Below are 19,671 nucleotides of genomic sequence, written 5' to 3'. Positions count from 1 at the left end.
CAATGGATAGGCAAAGTTTTGAAATATTAAACTTTTTTATTAATAATGATGCATTGACACTAAGAGAATTACAATCCCATTTCTCTGTTTCGAGAGTCACAATTACCAAGAATATTCGTGCAATCAATGATTATTTGGTGGGTATTGCAAAAATTAACGTTAATCAAGCTAAGTTTTACCTAGTTATCAATAATTATTCTGCCATGGCTAAGCTACAAACTAATTTTTTGAAAAAAGATTTGGATTTTAATGATCCCTCAAAGCGACAAGCAACGATTTTAAAAGAATTGTTACAGCAAATCACGGATTACGTTATTCTGGATGATTTGGCAGAATCGTTGGCTGTGAGTCGCGGCACTATCAATAAGGATTTAAAAGCGCTCAAACAACAGCTTGATTATTACCAAGTCAGAATTGAGACAAAAACTAATCGTGGGATTCATTTGGCTGTTGAACATGATTATATGTATGCAGTAATTACACGAACTTTAGTTGGAAAATACTACGAACTGGAAGCAACTTGGGATAAAGCGACAGATGCCAAATTGCTTAACCTTGTGAAAAATATTGATCATAATAATGATACTTTGACCATGGTTAAAAGAAATATTGCGGTTATTAATTGGTTACGTAAATATAATATTCAAATCAGTGATCATATTAATAACTATCATCCACTCCTTAGTGACGTAACGATGGTGTCATTGCGGAATCTAGTTACTGAGATAATTGGTAGCTCGTTAAGCACTAGCGAATGGGAGTTTATTTCATACCCACTAAATATCAGAAAGCTACCGAAGGATGATAGTCAGTTAGTTCAAGTGGGATTGGTCAAAGTTGAGGATTTAATGCAGTCGGTTTTTCCAATCCTTAAGCAAAAATTAGACGTGAATTTGGACTTTAAACGGTTGTTGATGGAGTTGCGCTATCATTTATTATTTCTCATTAATCGGGCTATTTTTGATGTTAAGTCAGAAGGATTTATCTCGGTAGACATGCTAAGTAAGTATCCAGTTTCGACGGAGTTAGCGCAATTAACATTATCAACTATTGCTACTAAGTTGAATATTCGGATTCGTTTCCAGGAAGTTGGTTATTTAACGGTCTATTTTCAGATGGAGCTTGAAGAATACATGGCAGCGCCAATTATTCATCGGGTAGCACTAGTTGAGCCCATTAATACTAGTATGAAAAAGTTTATTTCTGAGAAATTGAAAGAAATGTTAGATGATGATTTGCAGATTGATGTTTTTAACTCGATTCGTGAATTGGAACAGAGTCCAGAAAAATATTTATTGATCTTTTCAAACAGTTTTTTGACAGATAATGAATTAATCAACCACGCGCCTATTATTCGGTTGAATTCTATTTTTAATCAAGGAACGTTACGTGAACGTCTTCAAATTTCGTTGGTTGATGAAGCTGTTAATCAGGGACAGTGTCGATTTGATGTCACGCAGTTTGATGAACAGGAGACCTACGTCACTGGAGTGAAAAAATTAATTACTCAAGAGATTCAACATGGTCAACTGACACCAGATTTTATGCAAGCTTGGCTTAATCGAGAGCAACAATCAAGTAGTATTTTTGGTGATGGGGTTGCATTGCCACATGTTATTGATAAATCTGGACTAAATCGAATTCTTGTAACAGTAGGAGTGTTTGAAAAACCGGTAGTATTCGATAATCAAAAGGTAAACGTGGTTTTTTTGGTCGCAATTCCGTATAAATTGGATGCAACGTTAAGCAAAATATTAGCACAAGTATATGATCTAATTCGTAGTATCACAGCTAACAGCAATATTTACAATAATTTGAAAAATTATGATGAAAATCAAGGGTTAAATCAGTTGATGGAGGCGATTTAATGTTAATTTATTTTGGCGTGATTCTAGTCAGTGCGTTTCTATTACAAGGTCTCCTTGGACTAAGACAAATTAAGAATTTTTCTAAAACCTTTCATCAATTACGAGTACTGGCGCCAGTTGCGATTGGCAAGAATCCCAAAAAGTTGCGGTCGGGGACACTAATTCTATTAGCGATAAAGGATGATGGCACAATCCTAGAGGCTCAAATGATGAAGGGTGTTACGATTTTTGCAAAGTTTAGGGAATTGCATCAACTGCGGCAGAAAAATATTGCGGAAATTGCTGCTTCATACCAGCAATTAAAACAATTCGATAAGCTAACGCGAGTTTGTCTATTGGATGCCTATAAGAACTATTTAAATTACAAAGCAAATCAGCTAACGCCACAAGATTTCGATGGTAGTGTCAAAATTTGGAGCCTACCAATGATTGAAAAGCTGAAATCTATTTATTATAAAGGTTTAGCAAATTTGCGAAAAAAACAAGTGAACGTAAAGGAGCATTAATACTATGAAAGTAGTTACAGATTTGGCCTCGGGCTTTATGGGGCTGTTTCAGAGCGGTGGTAAGACATTAATTGGATGGATGACATCAATTATTCCTGTTGTACTATTACTGTTAGTCTTGATGAACGCGATTATTGCCTTTGTTGGTGACAAGAAGATGGCCAAGTTGGCCAGAGCTTCGTCAAAGAATCCTGTAACCCGCTATTTAATTTTACCGTTTGTTTCGGCATTTATGCTTGGTAATCCCATGGCACACTCGATGGGACGATTCTTGCCAGAATACTATAAACCTAGCTGGTATGCCTCAATAGCGCAATTTTGCCATACTAGTAATGGGGTATTCCCACATATCAATCCTTCTGAGTACTTCATTTGGCTAGGGATTGCGCAAGGGGTTCAGAAATTAGGATTGAATACGATGGATTTGGCGATTCGATATCTATTAGTTGGTCTGGTAATGAACTTTATTGGTGGTTGGATTACCGATTTTACAACGGCCTATGTTTGCAAACAACAAGGGATTACCTTGTCCAAGAAAGTTGAATTTAACGGCTAATTGAGAGAGTGAGGAACGAGATCATGGCAAAGGAATATCATAGTATCAAAGTTGTTAAAGGCTCTGGTGGCTGGGGCGGCCCGCTAATTATTACACCAACTATCACGAAGCATAAATTTGTTTATGTCACTGGAGGTAATAAACCAGCAATTGTTGATAAGATTGCTAAGTTGACAGGAATGGAAGCTGTTGATGGCTTTAAGACGTCAATTCCTGATGAAGAAACAGCATTAGCGGTTGTAGACTGTGGTGGGACATTAAGGTGTGGAATTTATCCCAAGAAGGGTATCAAAACAATTAACGTATTACCGACTGGTAAGAGCGGTCCCTTAGCGCAATTTATGAATGAAGCTAATTATGTTTCCAATGTAGATGTTGATCAGATTATGTTGGTAACATCTGAGGGGGAGCAATTTTCTGACAGTCAAAATGAAAGCGCTAACCAATTTGAGAATGTAGATGACGATACGAAATTCGATAATACAAAGACACTAACAGCACAAACAAAAAATCCTGGGATCTTAACTAAGATTGGGATTGGTGCTGGGCGAGTCGTTTCGACGTTTAATCAGGCCGCAAAAGATGCTGTTCAAACAGTTATTAATACTATTATTCCATTTATGGCATTTGTGGCATTAATTATTGGGATTATTAATGGCTCTGGAATTGGTAAGGTTTTTGCCAGTGTCATGGAGCCGTTAGCAGGCAATGTCTGGGGCTTGATGGTTTTAGGATTTATTTGCTCATTACCATTCTTATCTCCATTGCTTGGGCCAGGCGCAGTTATCGGTCAAGTTATCGGGACCTTGATTGGCGTTGAAATCGGGAAAGGTAATATTCCACCACAGTATGCATTACCAGCATTATTCGCGATTAACACGCAAAATGGTTGTGACTTTATTCCAGTTGGCTTAGGACTAGCTGAGGCTGATTCTAAGACGGTTGAAGTTGGGGTGCCATCAGTGTTATATAGTCGGTTTATCAACGGCGTTCCGCGGGTCTTTATTGCTTGGATTGCAAGTTTTGGATTATATTCAAAATAAATTTTTAGAAGGTTTGAGGTGTATTGTATGATGACAAAAGAGAGAATTATCTTTTCAACAAAGGTCTTAGAAATAGGTGCGGAATCTGCTGATTTTAAATCGATTGGCATGGCAGTATTATTTGGTGATGAAGCTCCAGACGCATTACGGCCTTCTTGCTTTATTATTGAAGTTGTCCCAATAAGTGAGCAAATCACAGCAGGAATGAAACTTGAAGTCGACAATCAAGTCTATCAAATTACAGCAGTTGGTGGCGAAGTCCAGACTAACCTTGGAAGATTAGGCCATACGGCTATTAGTTTTACGGGTGCAAAGGAGGCTAAATTGCCTGGGACGTTATATGTTGAGCAGGGCGATTATCCTGATTTTAGAGTTGGTAGTACAATTCGAATTGTCGCTGAGTAGGCAACTAACCGTTTGCTAGGTCAGATTAGTCGAATATAGACATACAACAAGTGCGCGTCTGAAGCTTTAACTTCAGACGCGCACTTGTTGTGAAATTGATTATCATGTTTTTTTGAGATAGTTATGATTTGAGTATCGCCTCAATGTCCAGTCCTAGCGCCGTTGCCACCCGCGTTCCGAATGACGCATCGGCCGCATAGAACTGTTTGATTTCTAGCGCTTTGACTCCGGGAAGCGTTACTTGACCGAGCGATTCACTGATTGTCGTAATCAGGCGGTCCTGTTCTGCTGGCGTCATTAAGCGATAAAGATCACCAGCTTGTGAGGTGTAATCGACTTGATAGTGGTAAGGTCGGGCCCCAGTAGTTCCGTTGAATTGGTCTGGTGAAACTGTTGCGTCAGGAATTTCTTGGGGGCCACGCTGAGAGTTGGGTTCGTAGTTCACAGCTGCGCCCTGGTTGTTAGCTTTCATAAAACCGTCTCGTTCATAATTATGGACGGGGATGACGGGTTGGTTGACTGGGAGATCCTCAAAGTTGGCACCGAGGCGGTAGCGCTGGGCGTCTTTGTATGAGAATAACCGTCCTTGTAATAGTTTGTCAGGCGAGACTTCAATTCCTGGTACTAAGTTGGCCGGTGACATGGCCGCTTCTTCAATATCGGTAAAGTTGTTCGTTGGGTTTTCGTTTAGGGTCAACTTGCCGACTTTGATTAGGGGATAATCTTTGTGTGAGATGACTTTAGTGACATCAAAGATATCCCATCGATAATTGCGTCCCTCTTCATATGGCATGATTTGAACATACAATGTCCATGACGGGTAATTGTGCTTCTCAATGGCATCATATAAGTCATCTTGCAGATAATCAATGTTTTGGATCATTGCTTTCTCAGCGGCTTCCGCCGTCATATTTTTAACGCCTTGGTCTGAAATGAAGTGATATTTGACCCAGAACTGCTGGTTATCTTGGTTTACCCATTTAAAAGTATGGGAGCCGTAACCGTTCATGGTACGGTAGGAGGCTGGCAGACCACGATCTCCCATCAGGTAAGTGACTTGGTGCAACGATTCGGGTGAGTGCGCCCAGAAGTCCCATTGCATGTTTTGAGTTCGACGATTGGTTTGAGGGTCGCGTTTTTGTGAATGAATAAAATCAGGGAATTTCAAGGGATCATTAATGAAAAAGACGGGTGTGTTATTGCCGACAATATCGTAATTACCGGCTTGGGTGTAAAATTTCAAGGCAAAGCCACGAACGTCGCGAACCGTATCGGGGTAGCCCTTTTCGCCTGCAACTTGGGAGAAACGCAGAATGACGGGTGTCTGTTTACCAATGCCGTTGAAGAGGTCGGCCTTTGTATACTGATGCATGTCATTCTCAAGTTCAAAGAAGCCCTTCGCACCGGCACCTTTGGCATGGACGACTCGTTCTGGAATCCGTTCACGGTCAAAATGAGCTAATTTTTCTAAGAGATCATAGTCTTGTAAAAGGACGGGACCGCGGTCGCCTGCAGTTTGTGAATGCTGGTTGTTAGCCCATGGTTGTCCAGCGGCCGTCGTCAATTCAGGTTTCTGATTGTTTGCCATAGTAACGCACTTCCCTTTCATTAACAATATTAATTGTGTACAATTTAAACGTACCACTTTGGGCTGGGCCATTCAATAATTGTGAACGACTGTGTTCGTGGCTTGAACTAAGCGTTCTCAGAATTTAATGAAGTTATCTGGGCCCACTTAGAGCGTGCTTTTGGCGGACAGACAGTCGCTATATTATAATGATGATAAGTAAGAATACTAATGGAGGCGATACGATGAGTGCAACAAATGGTGATAATAGTTACCCATACGTCATTGTTGGTGGTGGGATGGTAGCCGGTTACGCAATTAAAGGAATTCGACAAGAAGATCCAAGTGGCGCCATTCTAGTAGTGTCACAGGAAGCAGATGTTCCGTACGAACGGCCGGCCTTAAGTAAAAAGTTATGGTTAGATGATGAATTCACTGAGGAAAACATTCGAATCGGTGCTGAAGATTACGCAAACGTCACGTTCAAGTTCAAAACAACGGTAACGAAGATTGCGCGGCAGGCAAAGACAATCACATTGGATGATGGTGAAGTGATTTATTATCAGCAATTGTTAGTTGCGACTGGTGGTGAGCCACGGAAAATTCAAGGCCCAGAAGACCCCCACGTGTTGGTGTTCAGACAGTGGTCTGATTATCGGAAGTTGCGGAAATTTAGTGGCGCTAACAAGCGCGTGGTGATTATCGGTGGTGGCTACGTGGGGACGGAATTGGCTTCCTCGTTGACACAAAATAAGACTAACGTCACGATGATCTTCCCTGAAGACTCACTTGGATCAGGGAAGTTCCCTGAAGAAATCCGGGCTGAATATGAAGAAACTTTCAAGAAGAACGGGGCGCAACTCTTAAGCGGTCAGTTAGTCGAATCTTATCAGCGCGAGGGTGACCAGTTGATGGTCTTGACGAAGGATGGTACCAAGGTGCCAGCTGACACGATTATTATCGGATTAGGTGTGACACCACGAATCAGTCTAATTGAGGAAAGCGGCTTAGACCTGGCTGATGGCGGGGTCAAAGTCAACGAATACCTTCAAACCAGTGACCCGGCGATTTGGTCTGCCGGTGATATTGCCTCTTACCCGGACCGGATTTTAGGTCGTCAACGGATCGAACACGTTGATCATGCGCGCTTATCTGGCGAATTGGTAGGTCGTAATATGGCGGGGGCACACGTAAACTATCAACATACGCCCTATTTCTATTCAATGATTTTTGATATTTCTTGGCAAGCTATTGGCAACATTGATCCGGAATTACAAACGATTTTTGATAAACGAGCTCACGGGACAATTGTCTACTTCATCGATGAGAATAAGTTGGCGGGAGTCTTGATCTGGAACGTTAAGGTGGACCTTGATGATGTCAGAGATTTATTGGCTAATCCACCAGCTACCAATGATCTAGTAGGCGCCCTGCAGGAACAATCGTAAGGTGTATACTAAAAATAAGGTTAGCACTTTGGATTGCTAACAATGATAGTGCAGCGAACAATAAAGCCAGTCGGCGGTTTAAGCAACCGTACGACTGGCTTTGTTGTTAATATATACGATTATAAGGCGCTAATGAAGCGTTGTGCGATTTCGAGTGGCCGGGTGATGGCGCCCCCGACAACGACCGCGTGACAGCCTAAGTCAAGGCAACGTTTCATCTTCTCGGGCGTATCCACCTTACCTTCAGCGATAACAGGGCGTGATGTGGCTTGGAGGACTTCCTTTAAGTAGGCGAAGTCATTATCAGCAATGTTGGCACCAGTCGTGGCTGGTGTGTAGCCGTGCATCGTGGTCCCAATAATATCAAAGCCTAACTTATCCGCTACTTTGACGTTCTCGATGGTATCAGTATCAGCCATTAAGAGGGTATCAGGGAATTCTGTTCGCATGGTGGCCACAATCTCCGCCACTTTTTCACCGTTAGGACGCGGCTGACCCGTGACATCGCAGGCAACTACGGCACAGCCCGTAGCAGCAACGGCCCGCATCTCTTTGATTGTTGGCGTGATGTAAACAGGTGAGTCGGGATAGTCGACTTTGCTTAAACCAATGAGCGGTAGATCAACTTCGTCTTGAATGGCCTGAATATCAACAACGGAATTAGCGCGAATACCCGCGGCCCCAGCTTCCTTAGCGGCAAGGGCCATTCGTGACATAATAAATGAACTATGCAGTGGTTCATTAGGTAACGCCTGACACGAGATAATTAATGAGCCCTTAACTGTATTTAAGAATGTATTTTTCATAAAAAAGACCGCTTTCTACTTGTATAAATTAGATTAGTTCTTGAAGTATTTTTCGTAAATTGCCTTAGCTCCAGCTTCCATTTCAGGGGTTGGATGGCTCATTGGTTTCTTGACGTAGCCGGCATCAACCCCCATATGTTTCATGACTAATTTAAGCGTTGGGTAGATATCGTTAGCAATTAAATCAGTAATCATATCGTTACTGATGTTTTGTAGTTGACGTGCTTTGTCAATATCGCCAGCGTCAAAGGCGTCCATTTCTTCACGAACACGTGGTGCATTTAAGTTATATGTTGAGCCAATGCAACCGTCGACATTCAGTGCAAGGGCAGGTAAGAGCATTTCGTCAAATCCAGATAAGATGAGTTTATCTGGAAAGGCATTACGTACCCGTTCAAGTAAGTAAAAGTCCGCGTTGGTGTACTTGATTCCGATGATCTTTGGATTTTCAAAGAGTTCTGCAAATTGATCGGTTGTTAAGGCAACCCCAGTTAAAGCAGGGATGGAATAGATTAATAATTTGTTATCAACATCTTTAAGGATTTCGTTGTAGTAGTCTTTGATTTGTTCAAAAGTAAAGTTGTAATAGAACGGTGTTACGGCTGATAATTTCGGATAGCCAAGATCAGTCGCAAACTTAGCGAGTTCCTTTGCTTCTTTTAGATTTAGTGAGCCAACTTGGGCAACCAAGTCAATCGCACCGTTTGCTTCGTCATAGACGGTCTTCATGACTTGTTTCTTTTCATCGGTATTCAGCATGAAGGCTTCACCAGTACTACCGCAAACATATAAGCCGTCAACTTTATTGACGTCAATGTTGTAGCGAACGAGAGCACGGATGCCATCTAAATTAATGTTACCGTCTTTGTCGAAGGCCGTCATTTGTGCTGCATATAATAGTTTTTTACTCATAAGTGTAAAACTCCTTAAAATTTATTTTTTGATGGATTTGTAATAATCATCTCAAAATTCAACCGCTTACAGGAAATACTATAGTTTCTAATAAAAATTATTACAATAGGATATTTTGGTAATTATTATCATTATGTACCGAAAACGCTTACGCGATCGTTATTTTACTGATATTAAATTTCTTTTTTAGTTGATAAAAAAATAATTATTGTGGTATTGTTAGGCCGTTCATCTTAACGATTCGACCAAATAATAAGGCAAGGATGATAATTATGACAACACAATATTTAGTATTTGATATCGGGGGAACGACCATTAAGTACGGTCTCATTGACGAAGCATTACATCTAAGTCATGAGGGTAAGTGCCTGACTGAGCATAATCATGATGGCCTGATCTTAAAGCAACTACAGCGTGTAACAAGGGACTACCAAGCAGAGTATTCGTTAGCTGGGATTGGCGTTAGTACAGCGGGAATTGTGGGTGCAGATGGTGCGATTCAATACGCAGGGCCAACGATCTCAGATTATCAGGGAACACCAATTAAAGCCGCTTTAATGGCGCAAACTAGTCTACCAGTATTTGTTGTTAACGATGTTGATGCGGCTTTGCTAGGCGAACAATTAGCAGGTGGTGCCAAGGGCGCAACTTCTGCATATTGCGTGGCACTGGGTACGGGGATTGGGGGTGCGTATGTCGAAGATGGTCGGCTTATGACGGGTGCCCATGCGACAGCCAATTCGATTGGTTATACATTGTATGACCCCCTTACCAAGACAAATTATGAACAGCGAGCATCAACATTAACGCTTGAGCATCAATTAGCAAAATATCAGATGAGTGTTAAGGATGCGTTTGAAGAAGCTAAGCGTGGTACGGTCCCGTATGTCGCCATCATTAATGATTGGGCAGCAGAAGTTGCGACGGGATTAGCATCAATCCTATTATTGTTTGATCCCGACATTCTCTTGATCGGTGGTGCAGTATCATTACAGGGGCAATATTTGGTTGATTTACTGAATAATGCGTTGAAGCTGTTATTACAGCCAGACTTAATTAAAACAAAAATTACCACGGCTGAATTAGCCGATAAAGCCCAGTTATACGGAGCGATGGCAGGGTTATTAACACGATAATTATTTTTATTTGAAAAGAAAGCGTTTACAATTATCGGATTATGTGATAAATTGATAACGTAATAATCATTCGAACAGTTCAACCGCTACTAAAAAATAGTGCAAGCAGTGCTTACTGAGTGTTAACGCCCAGTTTTCTAAGCACGTTTGCAAGATTTTAAGTAGCGGTTTTTTATTTTGAAATCAGTGAAGGGTGGACTAAATCATGAAGATCGGAATTAACACCGCAATTTATGAGTCACAAGTTCAGGCAGGAGCCACTCAACTGGAGTGCCTAAAAACATTAGTAACTCGTTCTGATGTTAGTGCAGTTGAAGTTCGCGGTGAATTCTTCAAACCCGAGACGCGATCGGCGGAACTGTTAGCAATCAGTCAGCTTTGTGAGAAACAACATTGGGATCTCTATTATTCGGTTCCAGAGGAACTGTTTAGCAGTGATGGCTATAACGCAAGTCTAGTGACAAATCTAGAACTGGCAACTAAGTATCATATCAAATCATTGAAGTATAGCTTTGGTGTGCAACCAACATTGCAAGCACATGACTTGGAAGCGCTAACTCAGCTGTTAGCAACTACCTCCATACAAGTTACGATCGAGAACCAACCTAATGCGAATGGTGATTTGGCGACATTTGAGTCAGATGTTGCTTGGGTTAAGTCACAAAAGTTGACATTAGGGTACACTTTCGATTCCGGAAACTGGTATTGGATTGATCAACAGCCTGAACCAGCCTTTGCAGCATTGAAGTCAGCAATCACCGTATTTCATTTGAAGGATATCAAGGATCAAACAACGGTGATGTTGGGACAAGGGGCAACGGATTGGCACAGTCTATTAGGTCAGTTGTCACCCGAAATCCCAGTATTTCTGGAATATAATATTGCAGCTGCAGATTTATCGGGACAGATTGATTTGGTTAAACAAGCATTAAGTTAGCGAGGTTCAATAATATGAACTATCTTTTGCAATTAGTTTTAATCTTATTACTGACAAAGTTAGGTGCGCATATTGCGGCTACCTTTAACTTGCCAAGTGTGATTGGGGAACTATTAGTCGGAATTTTAGCGGGACCCGCAGTATTTCATATCTTAACGTATAGCACTTTCATTCAGTACTTTGCCGAAATTGGAGTCATTATTTTAATGTTTATCGCTGGTCTAGAGGGCGATTTGAAATTGCTTTTTCGTTACTGGAAGCCAGCTTTAACTGTTGCGACATTGGGAGTCATTTTTCCAACGGCATCGGCCGTACTACTTTGTATGGGAATGTTCGATTTCTCGCTGACCACTTCAATTTTTCTTGGGCTTATTTTGAGTGCAACTTCTGTAAGCATTACCGTTCAAGTATTGAAAGAAATGGATTATTTAAATACACGCGAAGGTGCGATTATTCTAGGCGCGGCCGTAGCGGACGACATTATCTGTGTGGTGTTATTGGGAATCAGCACAAGCCTGTTTGGTACTGCTAGTGCGCACAACCAATCGCTTGTGGCAATGGTTGTGCCGAAAGTACTGTTCTTCGTCGTTGCAGTCGCACTTGCTAAGTGGTTTGTCCCACTCTTCCTGAGGGGATTCAATAAGGTTAATGCATCTGAGAATATTACGACAGCGGCGATGGTGCTCTGTTTTGGTTTTTCGTTCTTAGCCGTTAAGTTAGGAATGAGCGATGTCTTGGGTGCGTATATTGCAGGGTTAGCGATTTCAGAAACACGCTTTAAGGCGCAACTTGTTGCTAAGGTTGAACCAATTGGGTATGCCGTCTTTATTCCAGCATTCTTTGTCAGCATTGGTCTTGAAATTACCTTTAAGGGAATGCAAAACGATCTAGTCTTTATCGGATTGTTACTAGTGCTTGCGATTTTAGGCAAGCAAATTGGTGGTGCCATTGGTGGTAAATTGTTTGGATTGACCTGGAATGAGGCCAATATTGTGGGCGCCGGAATGGTTTCAAGAGGTGAGATGGCACTGGTTGTCGCGAATGTCGCTGTCTCGGCGGGCTTAATCGATCATAATCACTATACGGCAATGATTGTGGTGACTGTTATGGCGACACTTATTGCGCCATCAATGCTTAAAACATTTATTCAACATGGTAAACGAGCTGTATCACATATTAGTTTAAATAAAACAAGCGAGGCGAAATCATGAGTAAAGTTGGATTTGGAGTTCTGAATTGGGTTGTCTTAGGAGCATACTTATTGGCAATGCTAGGTGTCGGAGCTTATTTTACCAGAAAAGCTAGTAAAAACACGGATTCATTTTTCAAAGCAGAAGGGCATATTCCTGCTTGGGCGGCGGGGTTCAGTATTTACGCAACTACTTTAAGCGCAATTACCTTTATGTCAACTCCAGAACAAGCATTTTTGAGTGACTGGGCATACGCTATCGGAAGTTTTTCGATTCTAATTATTATTCCAATTTTAGTTAAATTCTACATTCCATTTTTCCGCAAATTGAAAGTAACGACAGCTTATGAATACTTGGAAGAACGGTTTAGCCCAGTCATGCGGGCCATTAGTAGTTTGCTGTTCGTACTTTATCATATCAGCCGGGTGGCCATTGTCATCTATTTACCGATTATTGCTATTACATCGGTTTCAAACATCAATCCAATTCTAATTGCCTGTGTTGTCGGTGGCCTTTGCATTCTCTATACATTCTTAGGGGGGATTGAAGGAGTTATTTGGAGCGATGTTATTCAAGGATTCTTGCTTCTTGGTAGTGCTCTGTTAATTTGTGTTTTAGGAATCTTTTATATCAAGGGTGGTTTCGGTACGGTGGTTAACGATGTCGTTACCAATCATAAGTTTATCTCTGGTAACGACTTTAATATTGGCGATCTATCTAAGTTTGTGCCGTTGATCTTAGCTGGTCAAATCTTTAATAGTTTGTATCAATATACTGGTAGTCAAGATGTTGTACAACGTTATCAGACGACAGCTACGATTAAAGATACTAATAAATCTATGTACACTAATGGCTGGTTAGCATTGATTACCATTCCATTATTTTTTGGAATGGGTACGATTCTTTACAGTTTCTATCAACACACAGCTGCCTTGCCAGCAGGATTCAATACGAGTGCGGTGGTACCATATTTTGTCATTACCCAAATGCCAGCTGGGGTTGCAGGATTAGTGATTGCTGGAATCTTTGCGGCCGCGCAATCAACGATTGCTTCTAGTCTCAACGCGATCTCCTCGTGTGTAATTACAGACTTTAAACAACGTTTCTTTAACGATAAGTTCAAAAATAGTAATGATGTTACCTTGGCTCGGGGAATCATTATCATTGCAGGCGTGTTAGGATTAGCCGTTGCGATTTATCTGTTGATGGGTAACGCTTCACAGATTTGGAACTTATTCTTGTCGGTCACTGGTATCTTTGGTGTGCCAATTGCCGGAATCTTCGCTGTTGGGATCTTTACGAAGCGTGCTAATACGGTTGGGGTGTTAACCGGACTAGTGTTAAGTGTCGGCTTGTCCTTCTGGGTACAATCATTAAACATCTCTTCATTATTGGTTGCTTGCGTTGCCTTCATTTCAGCTTTTGTTTTGAGCTACGTTGTTAGCCTGCTCTTCCCAGGTGGTAATCATGATGTGACTGGATTGACTGTTTCAACAATTAATGAAACATACGTGAAGAAGAATTAAAATGTCCGACGATCTTGTATTAATATCGCTTGGTTATTAGTCTAACCCATGATGTTTAGGACAAGATGTAGACGTAAATCTGAAATCTCGATTGTCTTCACATGAGGATAGTCGAGATTTTGTGCTCAATCTGTTTCAAGGCAAGTTATTGACACAGATTTTAAGGAGGTTATGGAAATGGAGATACGCACACTAGCTTTAAAAACGCCCGAAGGACAGCCATTTACGATGTGGATCTATCAACATGATCAATTCACGCTATTTCGGGATGATCGACAGTGGCCATTAGCGTTGATTTTTCCTGGCGGGGGCTTTGCGGGCTACTCTGAGCGGGAAGTTGAAGCTGTAGCACTTAAATTTATTGCAAAGGGTTACCAGGCGGCCGTAGTGAAGTATAATCTTACGTCGGATGGCCCGTTTTATCCAACAGCTGCCACGATTGGATTAGCGGCATTAAGCTACGTTAAACGGCATGCGCAGGAGTTGAATGCTGATTCTGATCATGTTGTTGTCAGTGGCTTTTCGGCGGGGGGACATTTGGTAGCCGTGATGACAGCGCTTGGCGCTCAATCAGAATTCTTAAATAATCATGGCTTTGAAGAGACAAAGCTAGTACCATTTGCGCAAATTTTAAGCTATCCGGTGATTGATCTGACAATGGGTTTTCCAACTAGTCAGCATGAGATGATGGCTGTGACTACGGATGAATCTTACTGGCATGCGCAAGAGTTAGTCACGAGTCAAACACCGCCGACTTTCATTTGGGCAACGCGGACTGATGAGCTTGTTCCAGTTGTGAATAGTCTGGTCTATTTAGCAGCGCTAGGTGAGCATAATGTTCCATTTGAGAGCCATATCTATGCAGCCGGTGTCCACGGATTGGCATTTGGTGATTTAGCTGATTCTCGCTATCATCACCCTGAAGATGTGGTCCCACGGGTTCAAAACTGGTTTCCAATGGCATTGGGCTGGTTACGTACATTATATGCTAGCAAGAATAGTACTGAAATTTAGGGGGGTGTGAAAATGAGATATGAGCAATTGAGATTAATGACGCCGCAACATTTTGAATTTAAATTAACCTGCTATTGGAAAGACCAACTTAAAATGGATTATGATCCTCGGAGATGGCCAATCCTTCTAATTTTTCCGGGCAGTGGATTTATTCAAATGACAGAGCGTGAAGCAGAACCGATTGCTTTGGCTTTTAGTGCACAGGGCTATCAGACAATGGTAGTGGAATACAATCTATTGGATCGCGGGCCAGTTTATCCCAACGCAATTGATGTCGGTTTGACTGCCTTAAAGTATGCTAAAACTCAAGGACCACCACATTATGGTGATGCGAATAAGACGATTTTGATGGGCTTCTCGGCGGGCAGTCACGTCGCAGCATTAACTAACGCGATGGGGAATAACACTGAGTACCTCAAAACTCACGGCTTTGGTGATAGCCCATTGACGTCACGCTTGCAGGTCTTAGGTTACCCGGTTATCGACTTGGCGGCAGGTTTTCCGAAAAGTCGAGAAGAGGCCTTTAAAATTAGTCCAGATGAACAATATTGGGCTAGTCAGAACCTAGTTACTGATCAGACACCGCCAACGTTTTTATGGAATACTTGTGCGGATGCGGTAGTGCCAACAATGAATAGTTTATTGTACGCAGAAGCACTAGCTAGGCATCATGTCGAGTATGATATTCATACATTTACACATGGAAAACACGGTCTGTGCTTGAGTACAGTTGAAACTAGTCGATATAATTACCCAGAAGATATTGAGCCACGTGCGGCGAACTGGGTTCCGTTAGTGCTAAGTTGGTTGAGTGAAATGTTAGATTTGACGCAAGTGGACTTTAAATAGGAGTGACGAATGCAAGATAATGAGGAAGTATTGGGTACTCGTTTGCAAAATGGAATGTTTGGTGTACCGGATCTACATCCAGATGAACAACACCGTTATTTAGGGACCTTTTACGAACGGGTTGAACTTCAGATTTCATTTAAGCAGGCTCTGAGGTATGACTTTACGTCAGTACTAGTGCCGGTATTGCGGCAACCAAGAGACTATCAGCTTTTGTTGAACGGTCAATTAGATATGGATATCATGGGGCGCTATATGCGGCTAGCGAATCAGTATAGCGTTTTGTTTACTGTCAAAAATAGTCACTTTTATCATCATAATCCAGATAGTGCAGCGATTATCCTGTGCGCTGACCATGCACTTAATCGAACTGAAGTTGACATATTGCAGCGATACCCACAAATTGCGCAGAGATAAATCGAAAAAACTACCATCAAGATTGGTTGAACTCTTGATAGTAGTTTTTTTAGCGTTTACCAAGTTTATTATCTGTGATTAAATCGATTGTATGATTCATTCGATCACGATACTTCGCATTCTCTAATAGCATGGCGGCGATAATATCAAGAGCGTAGGTAATGGCAAATTGTGAGTTCACAAAGCGCGAGTTGTTGACGAATTTACTGTTTTTTACGAGAATCGTAAGGTCACTTAGTTCCGCTAAGCGACTGCGTTCATCAGACGTAATTGCAATGACCTTGGCATCCTTTTTCTTAGCTAATGCAACTGAATCGTTGACTTCCGCTGTAGCGCCAGTAAGTGAGATAGCCAAGATGACATCACCAGGTTGCATAATGCCACCACTAATGTACATGATATGAGTGTCAGTCATTGAGAAGGCGGCGATCCCCATTCTAATCAATCGCTGCGTCATTTCCTGTGCGGTATAGCCCGAACTGCCCAACCCGTATAGATAGACCCGGCGAGCGTTAGAGATTAAACTAACAGCAGCGTGAAGATCATCAGGAGACAGACGTTCCCAAGTCCCACTCAGAATTTTTTTGTAGTAGCTATAGACTTGATCCGCAACGGTGTCTTTTTTACCAGCAGGCGTCACGGGAGTAACTGCTCCTTCAGCTAATTGAAGTTTGAAGGCGTAAAAATTTGCACAGCCCATTTTTTTAACAAAGCGGGTAATGGTCGCATTACTAACGTGAACGTTCTTAGCCAGACTAGAAATCGTCATTTTTTGGACTTCTTTCGGCTCTTGAATGACCTTTAAGGCGACTTTGCGTTCTTGTCGTGAGAGTGTCGGATACGATTCTTCGACAGTAGTTACGATACTCATAGATTTGGCTCCTATCATGATTTCCTTATGCTAACGCTACAATAGCATAGTTTTTGCCAAATAGAAATAGATCAGAAATGAAAGAAGCTATACCAACACAACTGTTGGTATAGCTTCTTTCATTTCTTATGAATACGATTTAGACATGGTTATCGTTCTACTTCAATGCAGTCCATTTCCAGTTTTCAACTTCTGGAATATCGGTACCTTCAGCACGGATATAGTCATGATGCTTGTCTAAAATGCTGTTCATCTCTTGGATGACATGAGCACCCTTTTCGGCATAAGCTGGCGTTGCTAATAAGGCAGCTTTGACTAAGTGGAAACGATCGAGTTCGTTGCGAACACGCATGTCGAATGGCGTGGTAATGTCGCCTTCTTCGCGGTAACCATGAACGTGTAAATTATGGTTATGGCGATCGAAGAAGATGGTCTTTACTAAGTCGTCGTATGCATGATAAGCAAAGATAACTGGTTTGTCCTTAGTGAAGAAAGCATCAAATTCAGCATCTGATAAACCACGAGGGTCGTCTTTCTTCAGCTTCAGAAGATCAACAACGTTAATGAAGCGAATCTTCATTTCAGGGAAGCGTGCATGCAAGATTGATACGGCAGCTAAGCTTTCAGTCGTTGGTTCAGAGCCGGCAGTTGCGAAGACAACGTCGGGTTCTTCACCATGGTCAGTACTTGCCCAATCAACAACACCAAGGCCATCACGAACTAAGCGCTTAGCTTCGTCCATTGTGAACCATTGTGGACGAGGGTGCTTGCTGGCAATGATTAAATTAATCAATTGTTTGCTTTGGATAGCCTTATCAAAGGTTGCAATCAAGGTGTTGGCATCACCTGGAAGATAGGCGCGAACATATTCGGTCTTCTTTTCAGCCAAGTGTGAAATGATACCTGGATCTTGGTGAGAGTAACCATTGTGATCTTGTTGGAAGGCCGTTGATGATGCAATCACATTCAGTGAAGGCACATCAGCCCGCCAAGGGGTTTCTTCGTGAGAATTCCGTAACCACTTGAAATGCTGGGTTAACATTGAATCCACAACACGCAGGAATGATTCATAACTTGCAAAGAAACCGTAACGTCCGGTTAAATTGTAAGCTTCCAACATTCCTTCATCCATGTGTTCTGACAACATGGAGTCAATAATCCGGCCTTGAGGTGCTAATAAAGCATCATTAGGTTCGTGGATTGGTTCCATCCACTGACGCTTGGTATCTTCAAAAGCAGCGCCTAGTTTGTTAGATAAGGTTTCGTCAGGCCCCCAGCCACGGAAGTTCTTGTTGTCTTTGTTCAACTCAATCAAATCACGGATATACTTACCAAGTTCAGTCATATCTGAACCGTCTTCTTTACCGTGATCCTTGTTGTCCAAAGCATAATCATCGATATTTGGTGTAATTAAGTCTTTAGTTAACTTACCACCGTTAGTGACGGGGTTAGCAGCCATACGAGCTTGGCCTTCAGGGATGATTGCGGCAATTTCTGGTTTTAAAGTACCATTTTCATCAAATAATTCTTCTGGTTTGTATGATTTGAGCCAGTCAACTAATTTGTCGGCGTGTTCCATGTGATTGCGATCGACAGGAATTGGAATTTGGTGAGCCCGGAATGAACCTTCAATTGGTTCGCCGTCCCAACTCTTAGGACCAGTCCAGCCCTTAGGTGCCCGGAAAACAATCATTGGCCACTTAGGACGAGATTCATCATTGTTATCCTTGGCGTTCTTACGAATTGCGTGGATTTCTTCAATGACTTTATCCAATTCTTCAGCCATGATTTTATGCATCTTGGCAGGGTCTGTACCTTCAACAAAGTGTGGATCCCAGCCTAGACCTTTAAAGTAGTCTTCAAGTTCTTCATGTGATTCACGTGAAAGAACTGTTGGGTTAGAAATCTTGAAGCCGTTTAAGTTCAAGATTGGTAAGACTGTCCCGTCTGTAATCGGGTTAAGGAACTTGTTAACTTGCCAAGAAGTTGCCAATGGGCCAGTTTCAGATTCACCATCACCAACAACGGTAGCAGCAATTAAACCTGGATTATCTAGTACCGCACCAGCACCATGCAAGATTGAGTAGCCAAGTTCGCCACCTTCATGAATCGAACCAGGCGTCTTAGGATCGGCATGGGAAGCAACCCCGCCTGGGAATGAAAATTGCTTGAATAAGCGCTTCATCCCAGCTTTGTCTTGGGTAATTTTAGGATACGTTTCCGTATAGGTGCCATCTAAGTAGGAGTTAGAAACCATTACTTGGCCACCATGACCAGGACCTTCAATGTAGAACATGTTCAAGCCATACTTATTGATTGCCCGGTTTAAATGGGCATAAATGAAGTTTTGACCAGCAATCGTGCCCCAATGGCCGATTGGATGAACTTTCACGTCGGTCGCCTTTAGTGGTTCCCGAAGTAACGGGTTGTTTAGTAGATAGAGTTGACCAACTGAGATGTAGTTAGCAGCACGCCAATATTCATCAACGCGTTTTAGATATTCATCAGAAGAGTAATCAACTGTTTTGGATTTAATTGCTTCACTCATTATTTTGCAACTCCTTTGCAAACTTTTGTTTTGTTTATCATTACGGTTATTATGATAACGGTTTCAATCGTA

The 19,671-nt window shown here is 41.8% G+C and carries 18 protein-coding genes; 13 read left to right on the top strand and 5 right to left on the bottom strand.

The window, feature by feature from the left end; genetic code table 11:
* The first annotated feature begins 2 nt into the window (after window positions 1-2).
* Genes V7R88_RS14265 through V7R88_RS14245 form a run of 5 tightly spaced genes read left to right on the top strand, consistent with a single transcriptional unit; the run spans window position 3 to window position 4,378 of the window.
* Window positions 3-1,868: a BglG family transcription antiterminator gene (locus V7R88_RS14265; protein ID WP_054396854.1), complete on the top strand. Its 1,866-nt coding sequence runs from the start codon at window positions 3-5 to the stop codon at window positions 1,866-1,868.
* Window positions 1,868-2,374, top strand: coding sequence for a transcriptional regulator GutM (locus V7R88_RS14260; RefSeq protein ID WP_054396851.1), 507 nt, complete (start codon window positions 1,868-1,870; stop codon window positions 2,372-2,374). Before V7R88_RS14265 ends, V7R88_RS14260 begins: the two co-directional genes overlap by 1 nt.
* Window positions 2,375-2,378: 4 nt before the next feature.
* On the top strand, window positions 2,379-2,930 hold the full coding sequence (gene srlA / locus V7R88_RS14255; protein ID WP_003641598.1) for a PTS glucitol/sorbitol transporter subunit IIC: 552 nt from the start codon (window positions 2,379-2,381) through the stop codon (window positions 2,928-2,930).
* A gap of 23 nt (window positions 2,931-2,953) precedes the next feature.
* Complete coding sequence (gene srlE / locus V7R88_RS14250; protein WP_054396849.1) at window positions 2,954-3,973, top strand: PTS glucitol/sorbitol transporter subunit IIB; 1,020 nt, start codon at window positions 2,954-2,956, stop codon at window positions 3,971-3,973.
* Window positions 3,974-4,000: 27 nt separating this feature from the next.
* Window positions 4,001-4,378, top strand: coding sequence for a PTS glucitol/sorbitol transporter subunit IIA (locus V7R88_RS14245; protein WP_054396847.1), 378 nt, complete (start codon window positions 4,001-4,003; stop codon window positions 4,376-4,378).
* A gap of 121 nt (window positions 4,379-4,499) precedes the next feature.
* Here V7R88_RS14245 and V7R88_RS14240 read toward each other — a convergent pair whose 3' ends face one another.
* A complete protein-coding gene (locus V7R88_RS14240) occupies window positions 4,500-5,966 on the bottom strand; it encodes a catalase (RefSeq protein WP_054396845.1) in 1,467 nt (488 codons plus the stop codon).
* 224 nt (window positions 5,967-6,190) lie between these two features.
* On the opposite strand from V7R88_RS14240, the gene V7R88_RS14235 reads away from it, so the two are divergent.
* Entirely contained in the window at window positions 6,191-7,393 is a 1,203-nt protein-coding gene (locus V7R88_RS14235) for an NAD(P)/FAD-dependent oxidoreductase (RefSeq protein ID WP_054396843.1), read from the top strand.
* Between the two features lie 119 nt (window positions 7,394-7,512).
* On the opposite strand, the gene V7R88_RS14230 is transcribed toward V7R88_RS14235, so the two are convergent.
* Both V7R88_RS14230 and V7R88_RS14225 read right to left on the bottom strand, forming a co-directional pair.
* Complete coding sequence (locus V7R88_RS14230; protein WP_054396841.1) at window positions 7,513-8,199, bottom strand: N-acetylmannosamine-6-phosphate 2-epimerase; 687 nt, start codon at window positions 8,197-8,199, stop codon at window positions 7,513-7,515.
* Window positions 8,200-8,232: 33 nt separating this feature from the next.
* On the bottom strand, window positions 8,233-9,111 hold the full coding sequence (locus tag V7R88_RS14225; RefSeq protein ID WP_057717232.1) for an N-acetylneuraminate lyase: 879 nt from the start codon (window positions 9,109-9,111) through the stop codon (window positions 8,233-8,235).
* A gap of 272 nt (window positions 9,112-9,383) precedes the next feature.
* Between V7R88_RS14225 and V7R88_RS14220 the strand changes: the two genes are divergently transcribed.
* From V7R88_RS14220 to V7R88_RS14190, 7 genes are all read left to right on the top strand, one after another.
* On the top strand, window positions 9,384-10,247 hold the full coding sequence (locus V7R88_RS14220) for an ROK family protein (RefSeq protein ID WP_226319813.1): 864 nt from the start codon (window positions 9,384-9,386) through the stop codon (window positions 10,245-10,247).
* 205 nt (window positions 10,248-10,452) lie between these two features.
* Window positions 10,453-11,184, top strand: coding sequence for a sugar phosphate isomerase/epimerase family protein (locus V7R88_RS14215; protein WP_054396834.1), 732 nt, complete (start codon window positions 10,453-10,455; stop codon window positions 11,182-11,184).
* A 14-nt stretch (window positions 11,185-11,198) separates the two neighbouring features.
* The gene (locus tag V7R88_RS14210; protein ID WP_057717233.1) at window positions 11,199-12,395 is read left to right on the top strand and encodes a cation:proton antiporter; all 1,197 of its coding nucleotides are present in this window, start codon (window positions 11,199-11,201) and stop codon (window positions 12,393-12,395) included.
* Complete coding sequence (locus V7R88_RS14205; protein ID WP_011102223.1) at window positions 12,392-13,900, top strand: sodium:solute symporter; 1,509 nt, start codon at window positions 12,392-12,394, stop codon at window positions 13,898-13,900. The genes V7R88_RS14210 and V7R88_RS14205 overlap by 4 nt, the downstream gene beginning before the upstream one ends.
* A gap of 177 nt (window positions 13,901-14,077) precedes the next feature.
* A complete protein-coding gene (locus tag V7R88_RS14200) occupies window positions 14,078-14,914 on the top strand; it encodes an alpha/beta hydrolase (RefSeq protein WP_054396830.1) in 837 nt (278 codons plus the stop codon).
* A 156-nt stretch (window positions 14,915-15,070) separates the two neighbouring features.
* Window positions 15,071-15,763 (top strand): alpha/beta hydrolase, encoded by a 693-nt coding sequence (locus tag V7R88_RS14195; RefSeq protein ID WP_228977795.1) that lies wholly within the window; start codon window positions 15,071-15,073, stop codon window positions 15,761-15,763.
* A 9-nt stretch (window positions 15,764-15,772) separates the two neighbouring features.
* On the top strand, window positions 15,773-16,180 hold the full coding sequence (locus V7R88_RS14190) for a YueI family protein (protein ID WP_054396828.1): 408 nt from the start codon (window positions 15,773-15,775) through the stop codon (window positions 16,178-16,180).
* Between the two features lie 49 nt (window positions 16,181-16,229).
* Here the strand turns inward: V7R88_RS14190 and V7R88_RS14185 are convergent, their stop codons facing one another.
* The gene (locus V7R88_RS14185; RefSeq protein ID WP_054396825.1) at window positions 16,230-17,051 is read right to left on the bottom strand and encodes a MurR/RpiR family transcriptional regulator; all 822 of its coding nucleotides are present in this window, start codon (window positions 17,049-17,051) and stop codon (window positions 16,230-16,232) included.
* A gap of 157 nt (window positions 17,052-17,208) precedes the next feature.
* Window positions 17,209-19,599, bottom strand: a complete 2,391-nt coding sequence (locus V7R88_RS14180; protein WP_033609041.1) for a phosphoketolase family protein — start codon at window positions 19,597-19,599, stop codon at window positions 17,209-17,211.
* Window positions 19,600-19,671: the final 72 nt, after the last annotated feature.

The organism is Lactiplantibacillus argentoratensis, assembly GCF_037290055.1.
Taxonomy (GTDB): Bacteria; Bacillota; Bacilli; order Lactobacillales; family Lactobacillaceae; genus Lactiplantibacillus; species Lactiplantibacillus plantarum.
This window is presented reverse-complemented; position numbering and strand designations above follow the sequence as displayed.

Coding starts and splice junctions, on each gene's coding strand:
- V7R88_RS14265 (WP_054396854.1), top strand. CDS start 3: ATGGATAGGCAAAGTTTTGAAATATTAAACTTTTTTATTAATAATGAT.
- V7R88_RS14260 (WP_054396851.1), top strand. CDS start 1,868: ATGTTAATTTATTTTGGCGTGATTCTAGTCAGTGCGTTTCTATTACAA.
- srlA (WP_003641598.1), top strand. CDS start 2,379: ATGAAAGTAGTTACAGATTTGGCCTCGGGCTTTATGGGGCTGTTTCAG.
- srlE (WP_054396849.1), top strand. CDS start 2,954: ATGGCAAAGGAATATCATAGTATCAAAGTTGTTAAAGGCTCTGGTGGC.
- V7R88_RS14245 (WP_054396847.1), top strand. CDS start 4,001: ATGATGACAAAAGAGAGAATTATCTTTTCAACAAAGGTCTTAGAAATA.
- V7R88_RS14240 (WP_054396845.1), bottom strand. CDS start 5,966: ATGGCAAACAATCAGAAACCTGAATTGACGACGGCCGCTGGACAACCA.
- V7R88_RS14235 (WP_054396843.1), top strand. CDS start 6,191: ATGAGTGCAACAAATGGTGATAATAGTTACCCATACGTCATTGTTGGT.
- V7R88_RS14230 (WP_054396841.1), bottom strand. CDS start 8,199: ATGAAAAATACATTCTTAAATACAGTTAAGGGCTCATTAATTATCTCG.
- V7R88_RS14225 (WP_057717232.1), bottom strand. CDS start 9,111: ATGAGTAAAAAACTATTATATGCAGCACAAATGACGGCCTTCGACAAA.
- V7R88_RS14220 (WP_226319813.1), top strand. CDS start 9,384: ATGACAACACAATATTTAGTATTTGATATCGGGGGAACGACCATTAAG.
- V7R88_RS14215 (WP_054396834.1), top strand. CDS start 10,453: ATGAAGATCGGAATTAACACCGCAATTTATGAGTCACAAGTTCAGGCA.
- V7R88_RS14210 (WP_057717233.1), top strand. CDS start 11,199: ATGAACTATCTTTTGCAATTAGTTTTAATCTTATTACTGACAAAGTTA.
- V7R88_RS14205 (WP_011102223.1), top strand. CDS start 12,392: ATGAGTAAAGTTGGATTTGGAGTTCTGAATTGGGTTGTCTTAGGAGCA.
- V7R88_RS14200 (WP_054396830.1), top strand. CDS start 14,078: ATGGAGATACGCACACTAGCTTTAAAAACGCCCGAAGGACAGCCATTT.
- V7R88_RS14195 (WP_228977795.1), top strand. CDS start 15,071: ATGACAGAGCGTGAAGCAGAACCGATTGCTTTGGCTTTTAGTGCACAG.
- V7R88_RS14190 (WP_054396828.1), top strand. CDS start 15,773: ATGCAAGATAATGAGGAAGTATTGGGTACTCGTTTGCAAAATGGAATG.
- V7R88_RS14185 (WP_054396825.1), bottom strand. CDS start 17,051: ATGAGTATCGTAACTACTGTCGAAGAATCGTATCCGACACTCTCACGA.
- V7R88_RS14180 (WP_033609041.1), bottom strand. CDS start 19,599: ATGAGTGAAGCAATTAAATCCAAAACAGTTGATTACTCTTCTGATGAA.